Annotated in this window: 14 protein-coding genes and 2 tRNA genes; 4 read left to right on the forward strand and 12 right to left on the reverse strand. The window is 68.6% G+C overall.

Annotated elements, in window-relative coordinates; all coding sequences use genetic code 11:
- Positions 1-144 precede the first annotated feature (144 nt).
- From coaE to rpsA, 3 genes are read right to left on the reverse strand one after another with little or no spacing between them, the layout of a single operon-like run.
- On the reverse strand, positions 145-1146 hold the full coding sequence (gene coaE / locus AACX88_RS09115; protein ID WP_339392695.1) for a dephospho-CoA kinase: 1002 nt from the start codon (positions 1144-1146) through the stop codon (positions 145-147).
- A 34-nt stretch (positions 1147-1180) separates the two neighbouring features.
- Positions 1181-3046 (reverse strand): hypothetical protein, encoded by a 1866-nt coding sequence (locus AACX88_RS09120; protein ID WP_339392696.1) that lies wholly within the window; start codon positions 3044-3046, stop codon positions 1181-1183.
- Complete coding sequence (gene rpsA, locus AACX88_RS09125) at positions 3024-4502, reverse strand: 30S ribosomal protein S1 (protein WP_339392697.1); 1479 nt, start codon at positions 4500-4502, stop codon at positions 3024-3026. Before rpsA ends, AACX88_RS09120 begins: the two co-directional genes overlap by 23 nt.
- A gap of 203 nt (positions 4503-4705) precedes the next feature.
- Between rpsA and AACX88_RS09130 the strand changes: the two genes are divergently transcribed.
- Positions 4706-5545 carry a class I SAM-dependent methyltransferase gene (locus AACX88_RS09130; RefSeq protein WP_339392698.1) on the forward strand — a complete coding sequence of 280 codons (840 nt, stop codon included), beginning with the start codon at positions 4706-4708 and terminating at the stop codon, positions 5543-5545.
- A gap of 211 nt (positions 5546-5756) precedes the next feature.
- Here AACX88_RS09130 and polA read toward each other — a convergent pair whose 3' ends face one another.
- On the reverse strand, positions 5757-8426 hold the full coding sequence (gene polA, locus AACX88_RS09135; RefSeq protein WP_339392699.1) for a DNA polymerase I: 2670 nt from the start codon (positions 8424-8426) through the stop codon (positions 5757-5759).
- Positions 8427-8467: 41 nt separating this feature from the next.
- On the opposite strand from polA, the gene AACX88_RS09140 reads away from it, so the two are divergent.
- Positions 8468-8923, forward strand: a complete 456-nt coding sequence (locus AACX88_RS09140; RefSeq protein WP_339392700.1) for a hotdog fold thioesterase — start codon at positions 8468-8470, stop codon at positions 8921-8923.
- Positions 8924-9035: 112 nt separating this feature from the next.
- Here the strand turns inward: AACX88_RS09140 and AACX88_RS09145 are convergent, their stop codons facing one another.
- Positions 9036-9659, reverse strand: a complete 624-nt coding sequence (locus AACX88_RS09145) for an ANTAR domain-containing response regulator (protein WP_051995515.1) — start codon at positions 9657-9659, stop codon at positions 9036-9038.
- Between the two features lie 152 nt (positions 9660-9811).
- Between AACX88_RS09145 and AACX88_RS09150 the strand changes: the two genes are divergently transcribed.
- Positions 9812-9893 (forward strand) — tRNA-Leu (locus AACX88_RS09150).
- Between the two features lie 92 nt (positions 9894-9985).
- Here the strand turns inward: AACX88_RS09150 and AACX88_RS09155 are convergent.
- The 3 genes from AACX88_RS09155 to AACX88_RS09165 all read right to left on the reverse strand — a co-directional run bounded on the left by AACX88_RS09155 (position 9986) and on the right by AACX88_RS09165 (position 12465).
- Positions 9986-10056, reverse strand: a tRNA-Gly gene (locus AACX88_RS09155).
- A 70-nt stretch (positions 10057-10126) separates the two neighbouring features.
- Positions 10127-10792, reverse strand: a complete 666-nt coding sequence (locus AACX88_RS09160) for a GntR family transcriptional regulator (protein WP_339392701.1) — start codon at positions 10790-10792, stop codon at positions 10127-10129.
- Positions 10789-12465, reverse strand: a complete 1677-nt coding sequence (locus AACX88_RS09165; RefSeq protein ID WP_339392702.1) for a CocE/NonD family hydrolase — start codon at positions 12463-12465, stop codon at positions 10789-10791. Before AACX88_RS09165 ends, AACX88_RS09160 begins: the two co-directional genes overlap by 4 nt.
- 97 nt (positions 12466-12562) lie before the next feature.
- Between AACX88_RS09165 and AACX88_RS09170 the strand changes: the two genes are divergently transcribed.
- Positions 12563-13987 (forward strand): purine-cytosine permease family protein, encoded by a 1425-nt coding sequence (locus tag AACX88_RS09170; protein ID WP_339392703.1) that lies wholly within the window; start codon positions 12563-12565, stop codon positions 13985-13987.
- A 90-nt stretch (positions 13988-14077) separates the two neighbouring features.
- On the opposite strand, the gene AACX88_RS09175 is transcribed toward AACX88_RS09170, so the two are convergent.
- From AACX88_RS09175 to gltB, 4 genes are all read right to left on the reverse strand, one after another.
- Entirely contained in the window at positions 14078-15502 is a 1425-nt protein-coding gene (locus AACX88_RS09175) for a dicarboxylate/amino acid:cation symporter (protein ID WP_339392704.1), read from the reverse strand.
- A 266-nt stretch (positions 15503-15768) separates the two neighbouring features.
- Positions 15769-17307 carry a pyruvate kinase gene (gene pyk / locus AACX88_RS09180; protein ID WP_339392705.1) on the reverse strand — a complete coding sequence of 513 codons (1539 nt, stop codon included), beginning with the start codon at positions 17305-17307 and terminating at the stop codon, positions 15769-15771.
- Positions 17308-17422: 115 nt separating this feature from the next.
- On the reverse strand, positions 17423-18865 hold the full coding sequence (locus AACX88_RS09185; protein WP_339392706.1) for a glutamate synthase subunit beta: 1443 nt from the start codon (positions 18863-18865) through the stop codon (positions 17423-17425).
- Positions 18858-23543, reverse strand: coding sequence for a glutamate synthase large subunit (gene gltB, locus AACX88_RS09190; RefSeq protein ID WP_339392707.1), 4686 nt, complete (start codon positions 23541-23543; stop codon positions 18858-18860). The genes AACX88_RS09185 and gltB overlap by 8 nt, the downstream gene beginning before the upstream one ends.
- Positions 23544-23719: the final 176 nt, after the last annotated feature.

Consider the following 23719-nt stretch of genomic DNA (forward strand, 5'->3'; position numbering starts at 1 on the left):
GGAGTTCGGTGTGTGGCCGATGAAGGTCTCGACGATCGAACGAGGCAAATCACGCGATGATGAGTTCGCAAGCAGGTATCGCAAATTTCTCCTCAATGCCGCTTGACTGAGCATAGGAGCATCACGGGACTCAGAGGATGGGGCTCACGAGCCGATCCGGACCTCGAGGTCGACGGGCAGACCGGGATCGGCATTCGCATGTCGGGAGATCGCACCGGTATCGGCACCGACGTCGGCAGTGGACTCCGGACCCCCGTCGGGCGCGGTGGCTGCGGTTGCCTCGGCGACCGGCGGGTAGCCGAGCGCGCTCAACCGCGGTGAGAGCGCCTCGACTACGGAGGCGTCGGGAACCGTGAGCTCGACCCGGATCGGTCCGATCGGCGAGGCATCGGCCGAGGTGATCGGGAACTCCTCACCGGTCCCGTGGCGCAGCTTCGCGATGAGCCGCTCGACATCCCCGTCACGGCGACCGCCGAGGTGCGAGCCGGCGTCACCCGCCTCCGCTCGTGCCGCCTCCGCCTCGCGGCGTGCCGGCCGACCGGCGGAGAGGTTGGCGGCGAACGGCGCCAGGCGGTCGGTCCACAGCCGGTCCACGAGCGCCGCGGTCGCGTCCACGGTGCCCGTGTTGGCGATGAGGACGTCGCACGCGGCCCGTCGTTGCGCGTCGTCGGCCTGCCGGGCGATCCGGGTCTCGGCGTCGGTCCGGTCCATGCCGCGGGTCGCGACGAGACGCTCGAGCCGCACCTCGGCGGGCACGTCGACGAGGAGGCTGAGGTGGTAGCCGACCTCCATATGGTTCTCGACGAGGAGGGGGACGTCGTGGACGACCACTTCGGCTCTCGAGTCGGCGAAGCGCTCGGCGGTCCGGTCCCGGATGACCGGGTGCATGAGGGCACCGAGGCGGGCCGTGGAATCGGGATCGGCGAAGGCGACGGCCGCCAGGGTGGCCCGGTCGAGTCCCCCGTCGGCGGCGATGATGTCATCTCCGAACGCCTCGGCGAGGACGTCGAGCAGCGGCTCCCCGGGGGCGACGACCTCGCGGGCGATCACATCCGCGTCGATGATCTCGGCACCCCGGTCGGCGAGCAGGCCCGCCACCGTCGATTTGCCCGCTCCGATTCCCCCGGTCAGTCCGATCCTCAGCATGGGGCCAGCTTAGTCACCGACCTGCCCAGTCGGCTCATCGGGCGAGGCCGAACACGACGACGCCGTCGCCGGAGAACACCGGCGGGCCGACCGCCTCGGTGAGGAGCCCTTCAAGCTGACCGTCTCCCCCGGTGGCCAAGGGCGCGTCGGGGGCGATGACGATGAAGTCGACGCCGTCGGCGCGCAGGGACTCGATGCCGGAGACCACGGCGGGGTCGTCGGCCGACGGCACGGGTGCGCCGTTGAAGACGCTCGGGCGCAGCGCCGTATCGAGGCCGTCCTCGGGGGCCGCGTAGGTCACGGGCGAGCCGGGGGCCGAACCGATGAAGTAGCCGCCGGTCTCCCGGTACCGGAATCCGCTCACCGCCTGCCACACCATCGCTTCGTCAGCGTGCGGTTCGGCCCAGGCCAGCGGGCGCGGGAGGGTCTTGACGACGGAGCCCTCCGGGATCACCTCGGCGACCGTCGAGCGGTAGAACTCGGGGACGTAGACCTCACGGGTCGGCTGGACGCCGGGGAGGACGACGACCGCCGAGACGCCGAGGAGGCAGAGCAGGGCGATGCCGCGCGGAGTCCGCCGGCGGTCGAGCGCCCATTGGAGTCCGCAGCCGAGGATCGCGAACAGCGCGATCGTCGAATGGAGTACGAGGCGCATGGGCAGGACGTTGTTGAGCACGGGGATCGCTTCGACGAGGGCGAAGGGGCCGGTGGGCAGCAGGATCGATCCGCCCAGCAGCACGGGCGAACCGAGCGAGAGGAGGAAGACGAGGGTGCCGGTCACGGCGGCCACACGCACGGGGATCCGCCAGCGCGCCGTCCGGCCGAGGGTGAGGACGATGAGCAGCGCCGCGAGGAGGGCGGGGATGCCGACGTAGGCGCCGATCTCGGCGGTGTCGATGTCCATGACCCGGCGCAGCGGGGATTCGCCGGTGCCGAGCAGGGTCGGTCCGGCGGGGATGACAAGGTCGAGGATGTCCGTGTTCCACACCCCGTGCGGGCGGATGGCGCCTGCCGGCGCGTTGGGTCCGGTCATCGTGATGAGCAGCGGCAGGGCGCACAGGAGGGCGATCCCGGCGCCGAGGAGGCCGCCGGCTCCCAGCCGCAGCCAGCCAGCCCGTGAGAGCAGCCTGCGGCCGCAGAGGACGAGGCCGACCATGAAGCAGAGGAAGGCGATGAACGTGCCGGCGAGCACCTCGGTGGAGACGTAGAACTGGAAGGCGAGGACGAGACCGAGGGCGAGGCTGAGCAGCCAGAAACGGCGTCCGCGGGGACGGCCCGTGCGGGGCCCTGCCAGGAGGGCGAGGACGAGGGCTGCGACGAGCGGCGGGGCGATCGCGAACGCGAGGTTGGGGTGGCCGGAGAGCTGGGCGACTGTGTAGCTGGAGAACCCGACTCCGGCGGCCGCGGTGAAGGCGGGCGCCCGGCGGAGGAAGCGGGTGAAGAGCACCGCAGTGGCCAGCGAGGTGAGGACGGGGATGGCGAGGATGAGGACGTTGTAGGAGATCACCGGTCCCGCCACCCAGGTGAGCGGGGCCAGGAGGATCGCGATGCCGGTCAGGGACGTGTTCCAGGCGCCGTTGACTCCCCCGCCGAGGGCATTCATCGCCTCGGTGAAGAGGAATCCCTCGTTCGCCGCGACCCCGTCGCCGAATCCGAGGTGGCCGGCGAGCACCTCGGCGCCGTGGCCGAGCCACCAGATGAAGAGCGAGGAGTCGTCGTTGCCGGCGTAGACCTGGCCGCCCGGATCGGCGGCGACGCCCCCGAAGACGCAGACGCTGGCGAGGGTGAGCAGGAGGGCGTACCACGCCCACGGTCGGATGCGCGCATATGCAAAGGGCTCCCGGTCGGTCGACCGGGAGCCCTTCACTGCGCTGATGTCAGCTGCCTGCAAGCTTCTCACGCAGAGCTGCGAGTGCTTCGTCGCTGGCGAGCGTGCCCTCGTCGCCCGACTCCTCGGAGGAGAAGGACCCGGTGGCGGGAGCGGCGTCGGAGCCCGTGTCCGCGGCGCCGGCTTCGGCGTCGGCGGCGATGGCCTTCGCGACCTGCTTCTTGTGCTCTTCCCAACGCGTCTGGGCGGCGGCGTACTGCTGCTCCCAGACCTCGCGCTGCGCCTCGAAGCCTTCGATCCACTCGTTGGTCTCGGGGTCGAAGCCTTCGGGGTACTTGTAGTTGCCGTCCTCGTCGTACTCCTGCGGCATGCCGTAGAGAGCCGGGTCGAGGAACTCCTCGGCCTCGGGGTCGACGCCTTCGTTCGCCTGCTTGAGCGAGAGCGAGATGCGGCGGCGTTCGAGGTCGATGTCGATGACCTTGACGTAGATGGTCTCGTCGACGGAGACGACCTGCTCGGGCAGATCGACGTGGCGCACGGCGAGCTCGGAGATGTGGACGAGGCCCTCGATGCCGTCCTCGACGCGGACGAACGCGCCGAACGGAACGAGCTTGGTGACCTTGCCGGGCACGATCTGGCCGATGACGTGGGTGCGCGCGAAGTGCTGCCACGGATCTTCCTGCGTCGCCTTGAGCGAGAGCGAGACGCGCTCACGGTCCATGTCGACGTCGAGGACCTCGACGGTGACCTCGTCACCGACGGTGACGACCTCACCCGGGTGATCGATGTGCTTCCAGGACAGCTCCGAGACGTGCACGAGTCCGTCGACACCACCGAGGTCGACGAAGGCACCGAAGTTGACGATCGAGGACACGACGCCGGGACGGACCTGGCCCTTCTGCAGGGTCTGCAGGAAGTCGTGACGGACCTCGGACTGGGTCTGCTCGAGCCAGGCGCGACGCGAGAGGACGACGTTGTTGCGGTTCTTGTCGAGTTCGATGATCTTCGCCTCGACCTGCTGCCCGATGTAGGGGGCGAGGTCGCGGACGCGACGCATCTCGACGAGCGAGGCGGGAAGGAAGCCGCGCAGGCCGATGTCGACGATCAGGCCGCCCTTGACGACCTCGATGACGGTGCCGGTGACGACGCCGTCCTCTTCCTTGATCTTCTCGATGTCGCCCCAGGCGCGCTCGTACTGCGCACGCTTCTTCGACAGCATGAGGCGGCCCTCTTTGTCCTCCTTCTGGAGAACGAGTGCCTCGATGGGGTCCCCGACCTCGACGACTTCGCCGGGATCGACATCGTGCTTGATGGAGAGTTCACGCGAAAGGACGACGCCTTCCGTCTTGTATCCGATGTCGACGAGGACCTCGTCGCGATCGACCTTGACGACGGTGCCTTCGACGATGTCGCCATCGTTGAAGTACTTGATCGTCTCGTCGACGGCGGCGAGGAAGTCCTCAGCGGTTCCGATGTCATTGACAGCGACCTGCTTCGGCTGCACCGATTCCGGCGTGGTGGTGGTCATATAGGTAGGGACTCCGATGGAATTGTGTCCCGGATCCGATACCCTTGGGGTGCTTGCACAGCCTGTGGGAGTCGCATCCGGTCTCGATTACGATTATGGACTCGTATGCATACGCACATACGGTTGTCAATACTAGCATCATTCAGGGCGTGAATGCACCCTCGGGATCCGAGGAGATCTGCCCCTCGATTCGCGGAGGACTCATGAGCGACGGAAGCTATTCGACCGAGGTCATCAGCGGGGGGTATCTGCCCATCGACGAAGAGGCGTCGGTGCGGGCCAACCGCAGCTATTGGGACAACTCCGCCGAGGAGTACCTCGCCGAGCACGGCAGCTTCCTCGGCGCCTCCGACTTCATGTGGTGTCCCGAGGGGATCCACGAATCCGACGTCCACCTCCTCGGCGACGTCGCCCGCCGGCAGATCCTCGAGGTCGGGTGCGGGGCCGGGCAGTGTTCGCGCTGGCTGGCCGAGGAGGGGGCGATCGCGACGGGCGTCGACCTGTCCGCGGGCATGCTCGAGCAGGCGTCCCGGCTGCAGCGGGAGAATCCGCTGTCCGCCGAGGCGACTCCCCCGACCTTCGTCCGTGCCGACGCCCGGTCCCTGCCGTTCGCCTCGAACAGTTTCGACATCGCGTTCTCCGCGTACGGTGCCCTGCCGTTCGTCAAGGACGCCGAGGTGGTCCTCGCCGAGGTGGCCCGCGTCGTCCGTCCGGGCGGGAAGTGGGTGTTCTCCACGACGCATCCGATGCGGTGGATGTTCCCCGACGTGCCCGGCGAATCGGGGCTGACGGTCGAGTACTCGTACTTCGACCGTACCCCGTACGTCGAGATCGGCGCCGACGGTCAACCCGTCTACGCCGAACACCACCGGACGATGGGCGACTGGGTGAGCCTGCTCGTGGCTGCCGGCTTCCGCATCGACTCGGTCACCGAGCCCGAGTGGCCGGAGTCGAATCAGACCGCGTGGGGCGGCTGGTCTCCCCTGCGCGGCGCGCTCATGCCCGGCACCGTGATCTTCTCGACCACCCTCCCCGACGCCTGAGTCGCGCGGGCGCCTGTGGCGTGCGGCAATCGACGCGCGCGGACAGGTGACGCGCAGGGGGCCAGCCACCTCGGCGACGTCACCCTCGTTCAAGCCGGAGCACACATTTCGACGCGCCGAGCGCAAGCCCCGTCTCGTTCAAGCCGGCCAGCACTTTTCGAACGTTCCTCGCTTCGATAAGTGGCGGCCGGCTTGAGCGAGCGCGCCGCCCTCAGTGCGCGGCGGCGTGCCAGGAGATGCCGGTGCCGACGTTGACGTCGAGAGGGACGTCGAGTTCGAAGGCCGAACCCATCTCCTCGGTGACGATCGCCTTGACCTCGTCCGCCTCCTCGGGGTGGAGATCGACGATGATCTCGTCGTGGACCTGCAGCAGCATCCGGGAGCGGAAGCCCTCGAGCCGGTCGGCGACCTTGAGCATCGCGATCTTCATGATGTCGGCGGCCGAGCCCTGGATCGGGGCGTTGAGGGCGGCCCGCTCCGCCATCTCCCGCAGCTGCCGGCGGTCGCTGTGCAGGGCCGGCAGGTACCGGCGACGACCCATGATCGTCTCCGTGTACCCCTTCTCCCTCGCCTGGTCGACGATGTCGTCGAGGTAGTCCTTGACCGCGCCGAAGCGCTCGAAGTACTGGTCCATGAGGTCGCGGGCCTCGTCGACGCCGATCGCGAGCTGCCGGGAGAGCCCGTAGGCGGAGAGGCCGTAGACGAGCCCGTACGACATCGCCTTGACCTTCGAGCGCATGCCGGCGTCGACCTCGTCGATGCCGACGCCGAAGACCTTCGACCCGACGTACGAGTGGAGGTCCTCGCCGTCCTTGAACGCCTGGATGAGCGCGGCATCGCCGGACAGGTGCGCCATGATGCGCATCTCGATCTGCGAATAGTCGGCGGTGAGGAGAAGCCCGCCTTCGACCTGCGGGTCGGCGACGAAGATCTCCCGGATCCGCCGGCCCGACTCGGTGCGCACGGGGATGTTCTGCAGGTTCGGGTCGAGCGAGGACAGTCGCCCGGTGGCCGCGACCGTCTGCTGGTACGTCGTGTGGATGCGGCCGTCCTCGGCCACCGTCTTGCCGAGGCCGACGACGGTCTGCTTCAGTTTCGTCGCATCCCGGTGGGCGAGCAGATGCTGGAGGAACGGATGCTCGGTCTTGACGTAGAGCTCGGCCAGCGCCTCGGCGTCGGTGGTGTATCCGGTCTTCGTCCGCTTCGTCTTCGGCATGTCGAGTTCGTCGAAGAGCACCGTCTGCAGCTGCTTCGGGGAGCCGAGGTTGACCTCGTGCCCGATCGCCTCGTACGCGAGCTCGGCACTCGCCTCCGCCTGCTTCGTGAAGTCCTCGACGAGCTGACCGAGCCCGTCCTCGTCGATCGCGATGCCGGCGATCTCCATCGCCGCGAGCACGGGCACCAGCGGCAGTTCGATGTCGCGGTAGACCTGGGTCATGTCCGCCTCGTCGATGGCGGCGGCGAGGACTTCGTGCACTTCGAGGAGGGCGGCCGCGTTCGCCCCATGGGTGCGCGCGGTCGCCTCGGTGTCGAGGTCGAGGGCGAGCTGACCGTCCTTCGCCTCTCCGGCTTCGAGTTCGATGCCGGCGCGTTCGAGCGCGATGTCGCGCAGTTCGTAGCTGCGCTGATCGGGCACGAGCAGGTAGGCGGCCAGGGCGGTGTCCCCGGCGACGTCGGTGAGATCGATCCCCACCGACCGCAGCGCTTTGAGCTGGAGCTTCGAGGAATGGAAGATGAGCGCGGAGCTGCGCAGAGCCTCTCCGAGGGCGACGAGTTCGTCCTCGCTCGCCTCGTGGAGGTCGACGACCGAGGCGGTGCCCGGCTGCGCGGAGACGGCGAGGAAGCGGATGTCGCCGTGACCGAGTTCGTACGTGCCGTCGGAGTCGAGAGCGAGGACGTCCGCCTCGGCGATGGAATCGATGAGGGTGGGCACGTCGACGGTCACGATCTCGGTGTCACGGGCCGGCGCCGAGGCGGTCGCCTCCGCGGTCCCGGCGTCACCGAAGGCGGCAGCCCACCGTTTGCCGAGCGCCTGGAACTCGAGCTGGTCGAACAGGCTCGCCAGCTCCGCGGGGTCGCCCTGGCCCCAGCGGAGGTCGGAGTAGTTCAGGCCGAGGTCGACATCGTCGATGAGACGGTTGAGCCGGTAGTTGCGTTCGACGTCGCCGAGGTGATCGCGCAGCTTCTCCCCGACCTTCCCGCCGATCTCGTCGGCATGGGCGAGGACGCCGGGCAGGTCGCCGTGGGCGTTGAGCCACTTCGCGGCGGTCTTGTCCCCCACTCCGGGCACACCGGGAAGGTTGTCGGCCTTCTCCCCCACGAGGGCGGCGAGCCCGCGGTAGTTGGCGGGAGTGACCGCGTACTTCTCCTCGATCGCGGCCGGCGTCATCCGCACGAGGTCGCTCACGCCGCGTTTCGGGTAGAGGATCGTCACGGCGTCGGTGGCGAGCTGGAACGAGTCCTTGTCCCCGGTCATCACCTCGACGTCCGCTCCGGCTTCGCGTCCGAGGCGGGCCATCGTCGCCAGCGCATCGTCGGCCTCATAGCCCTCCTTCGTCACGACCCGGATGCCCATCGCGGTAACGACGTCCTTGATGAGGTCGATCTGCGGGTGGAACTCGGGCGGAGTCTTCGCCCGTCCCGCCTTGTACTCGGGGTACTCCTCGAGGCGGAAGGTCTCCCGGCCCAGGTCGAAGGCGACGGCGACGTGGCTCGGCGACTCGTCGCGGAGGACGTTGATGAGCATCGAGACGAAGCCGAAGATCGCGTTCGTCGTCTGACCGGTGCTCGTCGCGAAGTTCTCCGCCGGCAGGGCGTGGAAGGCCCGGTAGGCAAGGGAGTGACCGTCGATGAGCAGGAGGGATTCGTTAGCGTGACTCACATGCAATAGCCTAGCGTTCATCACGGACATGAAGGAGATCGATGGTGGTTCCGCACGCAAGCCTCACCGAGGAGACGACCGAAGCCGAGGCTCTCGGCATGCTCGAGCAGATCAACGCCGGCGGCGCCGGCGGGGGACTCGCGAACCGGATGGGCATCGTCTTCACCGGCATCGGCTACGACTGGATGAGCGCCACGGTTCCGGTCGAGGGCAACACGCAGCCGATGGGCCTCTTCCACGGCGGCGGCCACGTCGTCCTCGCCGAGTCGCTGGCCTCGATGCATTCGTTCCTCACCAGCGGCGGGAAGAATGTCGTCGGTGTCGACCTCAACGCGACTCATCTGCGGGCGATGCGCGGTGAGCTCGTCACCGGGCGCGCCGAGGTGCTCCACCGCGGCCGCACCCTGATGTCCCATGAGGTGCGGATGACCGATGAGGAGGGCAGGCTGCTCTCGATCGTGCGGATCACGAACATGATCCTCGCGTCGAGGGCCTGATCCCCGCCGAGGCGGTTGCGAGCAGGAATGAGTCCCCCGCCGAGGCGGTAGCGGGCAGAGAAGAGCCCCGCTCCCGGATTCCGGGGCGGGCCTCTTCTCTGTCTGCGGGCACTCAGTCCTTCTTCGCGCCGATCTGCTTGAGCACGGTCTCGGCGACTTCGCGCATGGTCAGACGGCGGTCCATCGAGGTCTTCTGGATCCACCGGAAGGCCTCGGGCTCGCTCAGACCCATCGAGGTCTGCAGGAGGCTCTTGGCGCGTTCGACGAGCTTGCGGGTCTCGAATCGCTCGGTGAGGTCGGAGATCTCGGATTCGAGCGAGCTGATCTCCGCGTGGCGCGAGAGCGCGATCTCGAGAGCGGGGATGAGGTCTGCCGAGGTGAAGGGCTTGACGACGTAGGCCATCGCACCGGCGTCGCGGGCGCGTTCGACGAGTTCCTTCTGCGAGAACGCGGTGAGGAGGACGACGGGGGCGATGCGGGCCTTGGCGATGCGTTCGGCGGCGGCGATGCCGTCGAGGATCGGCATCTTGATGTCCATGACGACGAGGTCGGGGCGCAGCTCTTCGGCCAGGCGGATGGCTGATTCGCCGTCGGCGGCTTCGCCGACGACGTCGTAGCCGACTTCGCGCAGCATCTCGACGATGTCGAGACGGATCACGGCCTCGTCTTCGGCCACGACGACGCGGCGGACGGGCACGGATTCATCTGAGGTGGGTTGTTCGCTGTTGGAAAGCACGGCACCAGTCTAGACCAGGCCAGGCCGGCCCATCGCCGGATTCCCCTGTGAGGAGAGCCACCAGGGGCCAGGGCATCCTGGGTGCCGGGGATTGGGCATGAGCCGAGGCCTGTCGTAGAGTTGTCGGTGTCGTCGGCATCGTCCGACGGCGAGCCGGATTGGCGGAATCGGTAGACGCGGCGCACTCAAAATGCGTTGTCGAAAGACGTGTGGGTTCGAGTCCCACATCCGGTACTCAAGCGAGGCGACCACTCACCGTGGTCGCCTCTTTCGCATTCAGGAAAGCACGTGAGCCTCCGGGGACGATATCCTCCGGAGGCTCTTCGAGCGGGTGACGGGAGTCGAACCCGCCTCTAGACCTTGGGAAGGTCTCATTCTACCGATGAACTACACCCGCGTGGTGTACGTCACCGAATCTACACTACGACTCGGCGAATCGCTCAATCCGACTCGCCTGCACCGCATTCCTACTGGTCACCCGCGTGGGGCCCGCTCGCCGAGGTGACCGACCGCATCCGTGTCCGCGCCGCCTCTCGGTCGCCGGAGTCGATCGCCTCGGCGAGCTCGCGCAGCAGTGCCACCTGCCCCTGCTGCCGGTCCCGGTCCAGCGCGCTCGCGCCTTCGGCGAGTCGCACGTGCGCGCAGAGGCGGCGCATTGTGTCCGCGACGATGGGCAGTCCCGCGAGTTCGGCCAGCCGGATCAGGAAATGGTCGAAGCTGTCGAGCGCATCATGCGACCTGCCTGCCGCGATCTCCCGTTCGGCGCGGATGAGGATGAGGTGGAGTTCGTCGGAGTCGCCTGCACCGAGCACCTGCGGCGCCTCGTGGGCGACGAGCTCTCCGAGCGCGCCGAGCATCAGCGCGATCTCCCGTGCGCGTTCCCGGGGACAGTCGGTGACGATGTTCTGCCGACGGGCCCCGACTTCGAGGAGTCCTTCGGTGATGAGCTCCCGGAGCACTTCGCGCACCGGGGTCCGGGAGACCTCGAACTCCGCAGCGAGTCCGTTCTCGCTCAGCGCGGTCCCGGCCGGCAGCTCTCCGTGGATGATGCGCCGACGCAGCTCCGCGTGGACGCGCGCGGCAGTCGACAGCTCCGTCGCGGGCTCGGCTCGTTGGGGTCGGAATCCTCTCATCGTCCGTCTCCTCTCACATCCACCTCGAGTCTGCTCTCCCCGCCGAGGTGGACCCGGTAGGCTCGCCGCTCCCCACCTCGTGCCGTCCACGGATCCTCCGCCGTGCCGGGGTGGAGGAGGTATCGCGGATGGCTGCTGGCACTGAGCGCGAGCGTGAGCCGGTGGCCGGCGGGAAGCTCCCATCCCACGGCCGGAAGAGCCACGCGGATTCTGTCGTCGCCGGCGTCCACGGCGGTCGCCGCCTCGGTGATGGATGCCGCGCTTCCGTCCGGGCCGACGTCGAGCAGTTCGACCATGACGTGTCCGATGGTCCCGCTGTCCCCGGCGGGCGCGTCGATGTCGAGGATGAGATCGAGGGCACCTGCGCCGAGGAGGATCAGCGGCCGCGGCATCGCGCAGGAGGTGAAGGTCAGGACGTCATCTCGTTCGAGCAGTCTGCTCTCGTCGGTCCGGTCGAGGTTGGGAAAGAAGGGGTTCCCTGCGCTCGGTACGGGTGAGGCCGGGTCATGGACGAAACCGCGCACCCCGGGGCTCTCCGGCTCAGGCTGCACCGCACCGGCACCGGCGTCAGCGTCGAGTCCGCCATCGACCGTGAGCAACCAGGCCCGCGCCTCGACCTCGGCCGGAGGCCACTGCGCCGCAGCGTGGAACGCTCCGTCGTCGATGCGCCACCGCACAGGTGCGATGGCCGCTGCAGCGGCAGTCCGCCGGGCCCCGTCGAGCACCAGTGCTGCGCCGAGGTGACGATCGAAGAAGACGAGAAGCGGACCGAGGTACTCCTCGAGGAAGGCCGGATGCGGGTCGCCTTCCGGCACCGCCGCGGCTCCCGGAGCCGCCGTCTCCCGCGCCGTCCACGCATGGTCGCGGGCATCGATGAGCAGCTGCTGTTCGGCCGGCCCGCTGCTCGCCTGCGCCCACGCGGCGAGGCCTGCGCCGGCGAGGAAGTCATCGAGTCCGACGAGGTGCAGTGCGGGAATGGTCCCCGGCGTCCCCAGCGCCGGCGGAACTATGCCGCGGGCCCATTCGTCGAGCACAGGAGGGTGCCGTCCGTCGAGCACCGCGGCGGCGATGTCGGCCTGCGGACGGACGGTCCAGTCGATGTCGCCGCGGCAGTCGAAGAGCCGTTCGTCGAGGAAGGTCTCGAGCACCCAGGCGATGGCCATCTCGAGACGGAACACTCCCCCGGAGACGATGCTTGACGGATCCGGCGTCGTCACCCGGGGTGCGATCGCCGCCAATGCAGGGTGGCCGCTGGCAGCCGCAGCCCATTGGGTGAAGCCGTAGTACGAATCGCCGAACATTCCGATGCGTCCGCCCGTCCAGTCCTGTCGGGTGATCCACTCAAGGGTGTCGAATCCGTCGTCGACCTCGTTGACGAACGCATCGAACTCTCCTCCCGACCGCCCTTTGCCGCGCACGTCCTGGACGACGACGGCATACCCGCGTTCGGTGAACCACGCGGCGATCGCCGGCATGAAGCACTCGTCACCGGCTTTGTCGTACGGCAGGCGAGCGAGCAGCACGGGACCCCGCTCGTTCGCCGGCAGGTAGACGTCGGTGGCGAGGAGAACGCCGTCGCGCATCCTCACCGCGTGCTGTCTGGCGTGCGCCGGCGGTGTGAAGAGCGGCCGCGCGACGACGCGGGCGGCATCGGAACTGTGTGCGATCGCCATGGTTTCGACCTCCGGCATTTACATACAGATGAAAGATATGTATACATATTAGTGGATCGATGGTGATCCGCGCCACATCGATGATCGGAGAGATCCCATGGCACAGAGCGAGGCCACAGCAGCGAAGGCCGCGGTCGAGACTCGGTCGATCGACCATGTCCCAGTCGACGAACGACACGGAAGGGTCTGGCATCTCGCACCGGTGTGGGTCGCCGGCAATGCCAATCTCGGCACGATCGCGGTGGGCTTCATCGGCGTCGCCGTCGGCGGGCAGCTGTGGCCGACGATCATCGCGACAGTCCTCGGTTCGGCGTTCGGAGCCGTCTTCGCCGCACTGCACTCGACGCAGGGACCGCACCTCGGTCTGCCGCAGCTCATCCAATCGCGCCCGCAATTCGGCTATTCGGGCTCCGCGATCGTGTTCATCCTCGCCCTGATCAACTACGTCGGATTCAACGTCTTCTGCTGCGTCCTCGCCGTCAGCAGCCTCGGGGTCGCCCTCGGACTCGGCGCGGTGCCCTCTGTCGTGCTCATCATCGGGCTCACGCTCACCCTCGCGATCTTCGGCTACACCTGGATCCACGTGCTCAGCCGCTGGGTGACGATCGCCTTCGTCGCCGCGTTCCTCCTCATCACCGTCCTGGCGGTGCAGGCCCCGCAGCCTCCGACCGCGGACGTCGACTTCTCATGGACGCCCCTGCTTATCCAGTTCGGCATCGCCGCCGGCTATCAGATCAACTGGGCGATCTACGTCTCCGACTACACGAGGTACCTTCCGGCGACGGTGAGCACGCGGGCGATGTTCTGGTGCACCTACCTCGGCATGGCGGTGAGCTCGGCATGGCTGACCTCGCTCGGAGCGCTCATCGCCGCAAGGTTCGGCACCCAGGACGCTGTCGCCGGTGTCGCTGCGGCAGGCGACTCCCTCGTCCCCGGGTTCGGGAGCATCGCGGTGCTCATCTCCCTCGGCGGGCTCGTCTGCGTGATGACGATGAACACCTACGGCGGCGGACTCACCCTCATCAGCGTCATCGACACCGTCCGGTCCGTGCGCTTCACCACGCGCCTGCGCGTCGTCACTGCGACGATCATGGCACTCGCCGCGCTCGTCCTCACCCTGGCCATGCCGGAGGACTATATGCAGGCCATGTCGGTCTACCTCGCATTCCTCCTCTACCTCTTCGCACCGTGGACGGCGATCAACCTCGTCGACTACTTCATCGTGCGCCGCGGACGGTACTCCCTCACGGCCATGTTCGATCGCCGCGGCGTCTATCGCGGGTGGAACCGCAGCGGCGTCGTCGCGTACCTCCTCGGACTCATCGTCGAGATCCCCCTGATGTCGACGACGATCTTCACAGGACCGCTCGCCCAGCGCCTCGGCGGCGCCGATCTCGCGGCCTTCGCCGGCCTCGTCGTCGCCGGGTTCGCCTATTGGGCGCTCAATCGCGGCCTCGACGTCGACCACGAGGTGGGCGCGGCCACGGGCACGGGAGGTGCCGCAGCTTCAGCACTGACGTAGCGTGCCGGCATCGTCGGGGCACTGCGCCCGGACACACCGAGGCGGTCGCCGGCGTGGATGCCGACGACCGCCTCGATGAGCGTGGTGAGCTCAACTGCGCACGGGTTCCGAGGTCTGTGCGACCGCGGTGCTCGCACCGTCCGCCTCGGCGGAAGTTACGTCCGCCTCGGCGACGGTGCCCTCCGCACCCTCATCGCTCACGGGAACGTACCCGTTGACGCGCTTCGCGCCGTAGCGGGCGACATCGAGGATGCCGTGACGCTTGGCGACGATCGCGGGGATGAGCGCCTGTCCGGAGACGTTGAGCGCGGTGCGGCCCATGTCGACGATCGGTTCGATCGCCAGCAGCAGACCCACACCCTCGAGCGGCAGGCCCAGGGTCGAGAGCGTGAGGGTGAGCATGACGGTGGCACCCGTCGTCCCGGCCGTCGCGGCGGAGCCGATGACGGAGACGAAGATGATGAGCAGGTACTGGATGGGTCCGAGCTCGATGCCGAAGAACTGGGCGACGAACACCGCGGCGATCGCCGGGTAGATGGCCGCGCAGCCGTCCATCTTCGTCGTCGAGCCGAAGGGCACGGCGAAGGCCGCATACCCCTGCGGGACGCCGAAGTTGTCGGTGGCGACCTTCTGCGTCACCGGCATCGTGCCGATCGAGGAGCGGGAGACGAAGCCCATCTGGGTCGCCGGCCACACGCCCGAGAAGTACTGGCGCACCGAGAGTCCGTTGAGCTTCGCGAGGCTCGGGTAGACGACGAAGAAGACGATCGCGAGTCCGATGTAGACGGCGACGACGAACCACAGCAGCGAGCCCATCGTCGACCAGCCGTACGAGTTCACGGCGTTGCCGATGAGGCCGAGCGTGCCGATCGGGGCGATGCGCACGATCCACCACACGACCTTCTGGACGACGGCCAGCGCCGACTCGGAGAACTGGAGGAACGGCTCGGCGGCCTTGCCGACCTTGACCGCCGCGATGCCGATGGCACCGGAGACGATGATGAGCTGGAGGACGTTGAAGTTGACCTCGGAGACCAGGGCGCCTGCCTCATCGGGTGCGGTGGAGACCTCGAGGCCGAGGAAGTTCACCGGGATGAGACCCGTGAGGAACCCGAGCCAGCTGCCTTCGCTCGTCGGGGCCTGCCCCTGGAGCGCGGTGGCGTCGGCATGGGCGCCCGGCTGCATGACGAGTCCGATGATCAGCCCGATGACGACGGCGATGAACGCGGTGAGCGCGAACCACAGCAGCGTCCACACGGCCAGCCTGGCGGCATTGGTCACCTTGCGCAGGTTGCCGATGCTCGCGATGATCGCGGTGATGATGAGCGGCACCACGGCCGCCTTGAGCAGGGTGACGTACGAGGACCCGATGGTCTCGAGCGTCTGCCCGAGCCAGTTGTCCTGCGCCTCGCTCACCGGTCCCCAGGACCGGGCGAGCAGTCCGAGGACGACACCGGCGACGAGCGCGATCGTCACCTGCACTCCGAACGACTTCGACCAAGCCGGCAGTCTCATGTGCTTCCTTTCGACGGTGGCGCCGGAACCCGTCGGGGTGCCGGCGAAGACTCAACTCACTGCACAACTGTTGAGCAATCCGTCGAATTCCGCAAACTGACGTGACATGGATCGCATCCTCGCCGAGGCGCTCCCCGGTGCCGTCCGACCCTTCCCTCGCCGAGGCGGTCCCCGGTGCCGCCCGCCCCATCCCGCCGATACGCGCGAAGGCCCGGCCGGAGATCGTCTCCGGCCGGGCCCCGCCCAGCGCTCAGGCGGCCGCGCGCTCAGACCTCGGGGGTCCGCACGATCGGGATGTCCCGGGTGATCGGCGCCTCCGCGACGACCCCGTACCCGGCCAGCGGGTCCTCGTCGTTGTCCGTCGAATCCACGTACGCCGCGGCCACGCCCTTCGCGGCATCGCCCATGGTGTGGATGCGCAGAGCGTTCGTCGACCCCGGGATCCCGGGAGGCGAACCGGCGACGAGGATCGACTGGTCGCCCTCACGCGCGGTGCCGTCGGCGAGCAGCACCGCATCGACCTGCCTGGCCATCTGGTCGGTGTGCCGCACGGTCTTGACGAGGTACGGGCGCACACCCCAGGTCAGCGCGAGCTGGTGGCGGACCTGCGGGTCCGGGGTGAAGCCGAGGATCGGCCACCGCGGACGCAGCCTGGACATCCGGCGCACGGAGTCACCGGTCTGTGAGAACGTGCAGAGCAGATCGATGTCGAGCTGCTCAGCGATCTGCACGGCCGCAGCCGTGACGGCCCCGCCCTTCGTGTGCGGCACCGTGCCGAGGGGACGGATCCGGTCGAGCCCGTGCTCCTCGGTCGAGGAGATGATCCGGCTCATCGTCCGGATCGCCTCGATCCAGTGGGCACCCACCGAGGTCTCACCCGAGAGCATGAGCGCATCGGCGCCGTCGAGGACCGCGTTCGCGCAGTCGCTCGCCTCGGCGCGAGTGGGACGGGAGGCCTCGATCATCGTCTCGAGCATCTGCGTGGCGACGATGACGGGCTTGGCCTGCTGGCGGGCGATCTCGACGGCCCGCTTCTGCACGATCGGCACCTGCTCGAGCGGGAGCTCGACGCCGAGGTCGCCGCGGGCGACCATGATCCCGTCGAACGCGTCGATGACCTCGACGAGTTGGTCAACGGCCTGCGGCTTCTCGAGCTTCGCGATGACCGGCGCCCGGACCCCGACCTCGTCCATGACGGCGTGGACATCATCGATGTCGTCGGGGCTGCGCACGAACGACAGCGCCACCCAGTCGAAGCCGAGCTCGAGACCCCATTTGAGGTCCTCGATGTCCTTCTCCGACAGCGCCGGCACGGAGACCGGGACGCCGGGCAGGTTGATGCCCTTGTGGTTGGAGATCGGACCGCCGATCTCGACCTCGGTGACGACGTCGGTCTCCGTCACCGCGGTTGCCCGCAGCCGCAGCCGGCCGTCGTCGACGAGCAGCGGATCGCCCACGGACACGTCCGAGGGCAGGGTTTTCAGCGTCGTGCTCACGATCTCCGCGGTGCCGGGCACGTCCCGGCTGGTGATCGTGAACGTCTGCCCGTCCTCGAGGATCTCCTTGCCGTTCTCGAACGTGCCGACCCGGATCTTCGGACCCTGGAGGTCGAGGAGCACGGCGACCGCGCGACCCGTGTCGAGAGCGGCCTGCCGGACCCAGGCGAACTTCTCCTCGTGCTCTTCGCGGCGACCGTGGCTGAGGTTGAACCTCGCCACGTCGACGCCCTCATCGACGAGTGTGCGGATGTCTTCGTAGGAATTCTGATTCGGACCCAGTGTTGCGACTATCTTTGCTCGCCTCATGCACTCCACCCTACCTGCACGTCAGTGGGCATTCGACCCTCCTCAGGCGATCGGAACCGCCTGTGGAGGCCGCGCACACCGATGTGCTCGTTCTCAGTCTGTGACACAGATCATTCTAGCTGGTGAAACCCGTATCGCGCGGACCGACCGGGGCCGGCAGGCGCGTCGATCCCGTGAGGAACGTGTCCACCTCGGCGGCCGCCGCGCGTCCCTCCGCGATCGCCCACACGATGAGCGACTGACCGCGGCCGGCATCGCCGGCGACGAAGACACCCGGCGCCGAGGCGGCGTACGAGTCATCGCGGGCGAAGGCTCCCGTCTCGGAGACGTCGAGCCCGAGCCCCTCGGCCTCGGGACCGGAGAAGCCGAGGGCGAGGAGGACGAGGTCGGCGTCGAGCCGGTGCTCGGTGCCCGGGGTCGGGATCCGCCGCCCGTCGACGAACTGGGTCTCGGCGACCGCGATCCCGTTGACCCGGCCCTCGCCGTCGCCGACGAACCCGGTCGTCGAGGCGAGGTACTTCCGCTCACCGCCTTCCTCATGGGAGGTCTGGACCTCGAAGATCCGCGGCACAGTCGGCCACGGGTCGCTCTCGCTGCGGGAGACCGGCGGCTTCTTCCCGATCGCCAGGGTCGTCACCGACGCGGCCTTCTGCCGCAGCGCCGTGCCGAGGCAGTCGGCCCCGGTGTCGCCGCCGCCGATGATGATGACGTGCTTGCCTGCGGCGTCGATCGGCGTCGGGGCGTCGCCCGCCTGCGCCCGGTTGGAGGGCACGAGGTAGTCCATCGCGAACTCGACGCCATCGAGCTCCCGACCGGCGACCGGCATGTCGCGGGGCACGGTCGCCCCCGTGCACACGATGACGGCGTCGAAGCGGGCCCGCAGCTCCTCGAGGGTGAGGTCGACGCCGATCTCGACGCCGGTCTCGAAGCGCGTGCCCTCGGCCCGCATCTGGCTCAGCCTGCGGTCGATGTGGTGCTTCTCGAGCTTGAAGTCGGGGATCCCGTAGCGCAGCAGGCCGCCGAGGCGGTCGTCGCGTTCGTAGACGACGACGGTGTGCCCGGCCCGGGTGAGCTGCTGGGCGGCAGCGAGTCCCGCGGGACCCGAGCCGATGACGGCGACCGTGTGCCCGGTGATCCGCTCGGGGATCTCCGGTTGGATGAGGCCGGCGGCGAATCCCTGGTCGACGATGCTCACCTCGACCTGCTTGATCGTCACGGCGGGCTGGTTGATGCTGAGCACGCACGCGTTCTCGCACGGCGCCGGGCAGGCCCGTCCCGTGAACTCCGGGAAGTTGTTCGTCGCATGGAGGAGGTCGACGGCCCGCGGCAGCTCGCCGCGGTACATCGCGTCGTTGAACTCCGGGATGAGGTTGCCCAGCGGGCACCCCTGGTGGCAGAAGGGCACACCGCAGTCCATGCAGCGCGAGGCCTGCCGGCGCAGCTGGTCGGGATCGCCCGCCTCGTAGACCTCGCGGTAGTCGAGCAGGCGGATGGGCACCGGGCGGCGTTCGGGCAGCTCGCGGCGCGGGACGGTGAGGAATCCGTGCGGATCAGCCATGGGTGACCTCCAGAATCTTGTGCCAGGCGGCTTCGGAATCGGGCAGCTCGCCCTCGGCGAGCATCTCCGTTTGGATGTCGCGCACCGCCTGGTAGGCGACGGGGATGATCTTCGTGAAGCGGGACAGGACGTCCTCGCCGCGGCGCAGTCCGGCCAGCAGCTCCCCGGCCAGCGGTGAGCCCGTCCATTCGAAGTGCTCGCCGAGGAGGCGCTCGAGCACCTCCATGTCGTCGACGCCGACCCCGGTGAACCGGAACACGCCGGCGGCGCGTTCGTCGGGGTTGAGGCGGGCGGGGTTGAAGTCGAGGACGTACGCGGTGCCCCCGGACATGCCGGCGGCGAAGTTGCGTCCGGTGCCGCCGAGGATGACGGCGACTCCCCCGGTCATGTACTCCAGGCCGTGGTCGCCGATGCCCTCGACGACCGCCTCGGCGCCGGAGTTGCGGACCATGAACCGCTCCCCCACCTGACCGGAGATGAAGAGCTTGCCGGTGGTCGCCCCGTAGCCGATGACGTTGCCGGCGATGACGTTGTGCTCGGGCCGGGTCCGGTTCTCCGGGTCCGGGTGGACGGCCACGGTGCCCCCGGACAGGCCCTTGCCGACGTAGTCGTTGGCGTCACCGCTGAGTTCGATGCTCACGCCCTGCGGCAGGTAGGCGCCCAGCGACTGGCCGGCGGTGCCGTGGAGTTCGAGGCGGATCGTGTCCTCGGGCAGGCCGCGCTCGGCCCACGCCTTCGTCACGTGGTGGCCGAGCAGGGTGCCCACGCTGCGGTCGGTGTTGACCACGACCTGGGAGATCGCCACCGGCTCCTTCGTCTCGATCGCCTCCTTCGCCTGCTCGAGCAGGGTGAGGTCGAGCTCGGAGGCGAAGGTGCGGAAGACCTGGCCCGCACTCTTGCGCGCGACGGAGACCTTTCCGGCGAGGTCGCCGGGCACGGTGAGGATCTGATCGAGGTCGAGGTGGAGGCCCGAGGCCGCGGCCCGCTCCTCATCGATGCGCAGGCGCTCGACGGCGCCGATCGCCTCGTCGAGGGTGCGGAAGCCCAGCTGCGCGAGGTAGCCGCGGACCTCCTCGGCGATGAATTCGAAGAAGTTCACGACGTGGTCAGCCTGGCCCTGGTACCGCTGCCGCAGCACCGGGTTCTGCGTGGCCACTCCGACCGGGCACGTGTCCTTATGGCACACGCGCATCATGATGCAGCCGGAGACGACGAGGGCGGTCGTGGCGAACCCGAACTCCTCGGCCCCGAGCAGGGCGGCGATGATGACGTCGCGGCCGGTCTTGAGCTGACCGTCGACCTGGACGGCCACCTTCTCCCGCAGCCCGTTGAGGATGAGGGTCTGCTGCGCCTCGGCGAGCCCGAGCTCCCACGGGGTGCCGGCGTGCTTGAGGGAGTTGAGCGGGCTCGCGCCCGTCCCCCCGTCGTGGCCGGAGATGAGGACGACGTCGGCACCGGCCTTGGCCACGCCGGCCGCGACCGTGCCGACCCCGACGGCGGAGACGAGTTTGACGTGGACGCGGGCGCGGGCGTTGGCCCGGCCGAGGTCGTAGATGAGCTGCGCCAGGTCCTCGATCGAGTAGATGTCGTGGTGCGGGGGCGGGGAGATCAGGCCCACGCCCGGGGTCGCGTGACGCGTCTTCGCGATCCACGGGTAGACCTTCTCGCCGGGCAGCTGCCCGCCTTCGCCGGGCTTCGCGCCCTGCGCCATCTTGATCTGCAGGTCGTCGGCCTCGGTGAGGTAGTGGCTGGTCACCCCGAACCGGCCCGAGGCGACCTGTTTGATCGCCGAGCGGCGTTCGGGGTCGAGGAGCCGGTCGGTGTCCTCCCCGCCCTCACCGGTGTTCGACTTGCCCCCGATCCGGTTCATCGCGATCGCGAGCGTCTCGTGGGCCTCCTTCGAGATCGAGCCGTAGCTCATCGCTCCCGTCGAGAAGCGCCGCATGATCGCCGAGGCGGGTTCGACTTCGGAGAGGTCGATCGGTCCGTGCTCGGCGGGGACGAGATCGAGGAGTCCGCGCAGGGTCATGAGCTCACGGGACTGGTCGTCGACGGCCTTCGTGTACTCGGTGAAGATGTCGAAGCGCTTCGTCGCCGTCGCATGCTGGAGTTTGAAGATCGTCTCCGGGTTGAACAGGTGTCCGGGTCCCTCCCGGCGCCACTGGTACTCCCCGCCGACCTTGAGCGGCCGGTGCGAGGGCCGCGGATGGTCGTCGCGGTAGGCGTCCGCATGCCGGGCGCCCGCCTCGGCGGCGACCTCGGCGATGCCCTTGCCCCCGAGCTGGTGGGGGGTCGAGGTGAAGTAGCGGTCGATGAAGTCCGCCGACAGTCCGATCGCCTCGAAGGTCTGGGCACCGTGGTAGGACTGCACGGTCGAGATGCCCATCTTCGACATGATCTTGAGCAGGCCCTTGTTCAGGGCGCCGAGGATGTTGCTCACGGCCGCGGGTTCGCTCACCCCGGTGAGCCGGTCGGCGCGGACGAGCGCCTCGGCGGACTCCATGACGAGGTACGGGTTGACGGCGGAGGCCCCGAAGCTCACGAGCGTCGCGACGTGGTGGACCTCGCGGACGTCGCCGGCTTCGACGACGATGCTCACCCGGGTCCGGGTGCGCTGCCGCACGAGGTGGTGGTGGAGGGCGGAGGTGAGCAGGAGCGAGGGGATCGGGGCGAGGTCGGCCGTCGAGTCCCGGTCGGAGAGGATGATGAAGACGGCACCGGAGTCCACGGCAGCATCCGCTTCGGCGCAGAGCTCATCGATGCGCCGCTCCATCGCGTCGGGTCCGGCGTTGACGGAGAAGAGACCGGAGAGGGTGACGGTGGGACGCGGATGGTCGACGCCGAGGTGGGTGCCCTGAACGTGGACGATCGCGGCGAGCTCGTCGTTGTCGATGACCGGACGCGAGAGCATGATGTGCGCCGAATCCGGGCGCGAGTGCTCGAGCAGGTTGCCCTCCCGACCGAGGCCGGCGGACATGCTCGTGACGATGTGCTCGCGGATCGAGTCGAGCGGCGGGTTCGTCACCTGCGCGAAGTTCTGGTGGAAGTAGTCGAAGAGCAGCCGCGGGCGGGTGCTCAGCCCGGCGATCGCGGTGTCGGTGCCCATGGCCCCCAAGGGTTCGACCCCGGTCTCGGCCATCGGGGAGATGAGCAGGCGCAGCTCCTCCTCGGTGTAGCCGAAGGTCCGCTGCCGGCGGCGCACCGAGGACTGCGGGTGGGTGACGTGGACGCGCGTGGGCAGGTCCTCGAGGCGCTTCGAGGAGTCGGCGACCCATTCCTCGTACGGGTGCTGGGTCGCGAGCTGGTTCTTGATCTCCGTATCCGAGATGATCCGCTCGGATTCGGTGTCGACGAGGAACATCCGGCCCGGGGTGAGGCGGCCGCGGCCGACGATCTCGTCCTCGGGGAGGTCGACGACGCCGATCTCGCTCGCGAGCACGACGGTGTCGCCGGTCATGACGTAGCGGGCCGGACGGAGTCCGTTGCGGTCGAGGACGGCACCGGCGATGCGGCCGTCGGTGAAGCCCACACAGGCGGGACCGTCCCACGGCTCCATGAGCAGCGAGTGGTATTCGTAGAAGGCCTTCCGCGACTCCCCCATGCCGGGGTTGTTCTCCCACGCCTCGGGGATCATCATGAGCATCGCCTGCGGCAGCGGACGGCCGGCGGCGACCATGAGTTCGAGGACCGCGTTGAAGGACGCGGAGTCCGAGGCCCCGGGCGGGACGATCGGGCACAGGCGCTCGATCCTGTCATCGGTGCCCGGCACCGGTGAGGCGAGGAGATCGGACTGCAGGTGGGATTCGCGGGCCTGCATCCAGTTGCGGTTGCCGCGCACGGTGTTGATCTCCCCGTTGTGGGCGATTGTGCCGAAGGGCTGGGCGAGCTGCCACGACGGGAACGTGTTCGTCGAGAACCGCGAGTGGACGAGGGCGATGCGCGAGGTCAGGCGCTCATCGTGGAGTTCGGTGTAGTACGCGGCGAGCTGGCCGGTCGCGAGCATGCCCTTGTACGTGATCGTCGCCGGCGACAGCGACGGGAAGTAGATGCCCGCATGGTCGAGGCGTTTGCGCACGATGTAGGCCCGTCGACGCAGGTCGTCGGCGTCCCGGGCGGGGAAGCGGGGGTCGAGTCCGAAGAAGACGTGGCGCATGTGCGGCTGGGTCGCCCGCGCGATCTCGCCGAGCACGGATTCGTCCCGGGGCACGTCGCGGATCGCGAGGACTACGAGGCCTTCCTCGGCGGCGATCGCGGACATGAGCTCGTCCTCGGCGGCCAGCGGCTCCTCGCCGGCGGTCGGATAGTCGACGTCGCGGTCGCTCAGCGCTCCGCCGGTGAGGTCACGGCGGTAGTCCTGGGAGAAGAAGCCGATGCCGACGGCGTACTCGCCGGCCGCCGGCAGCTCCACGCCGTCGGCGGCAAGCACCTCGGCGAAGTAGTCGTGCGGGACCTGCAGGGTGATGCCCGCACCGTCGCCCGTGCCCTCGTCGGAGGCGATGCCGCCGCGGTGCTCGAGCTTGCGCAGCGCGCTCAGCGCCTGTTCGACGACCTCATGGTCGGGCTCTCCCCGATAGCGGACGATGAGTGCGAGGCCGCACGCATCGTGTTCGAGCGCGGGATCGTAGAGTCCGGTGCGCTGCTGCGGGAACTTCGGGGTCGATGAGGTGTCACGGGACATCGGCTGCCTTCACGGGGTCTAGTCAACTTCCAGCAGACGACGCTGTCTCGAACTGGCTTCGGCGCGCCCGGTCGGAGGTCGTCCTGCGGGCACAGGTGTGACGTGGTTCTCACGCTTGGATTACCAACCTACACCCCGTGGAGGCACTTCACGAAAACGCGAAAGGACCGAAAGGT

The sequence above is a fragment of the Brevibacterium metallidurans genome (assembly GCF_037101285.1).
GTDB lineage: Bacteria > Actinomycetota > Actinomycetes > Actinomycetales > Brevibacteriaceae > Brevibacterium > Brevibacterium metallidurans.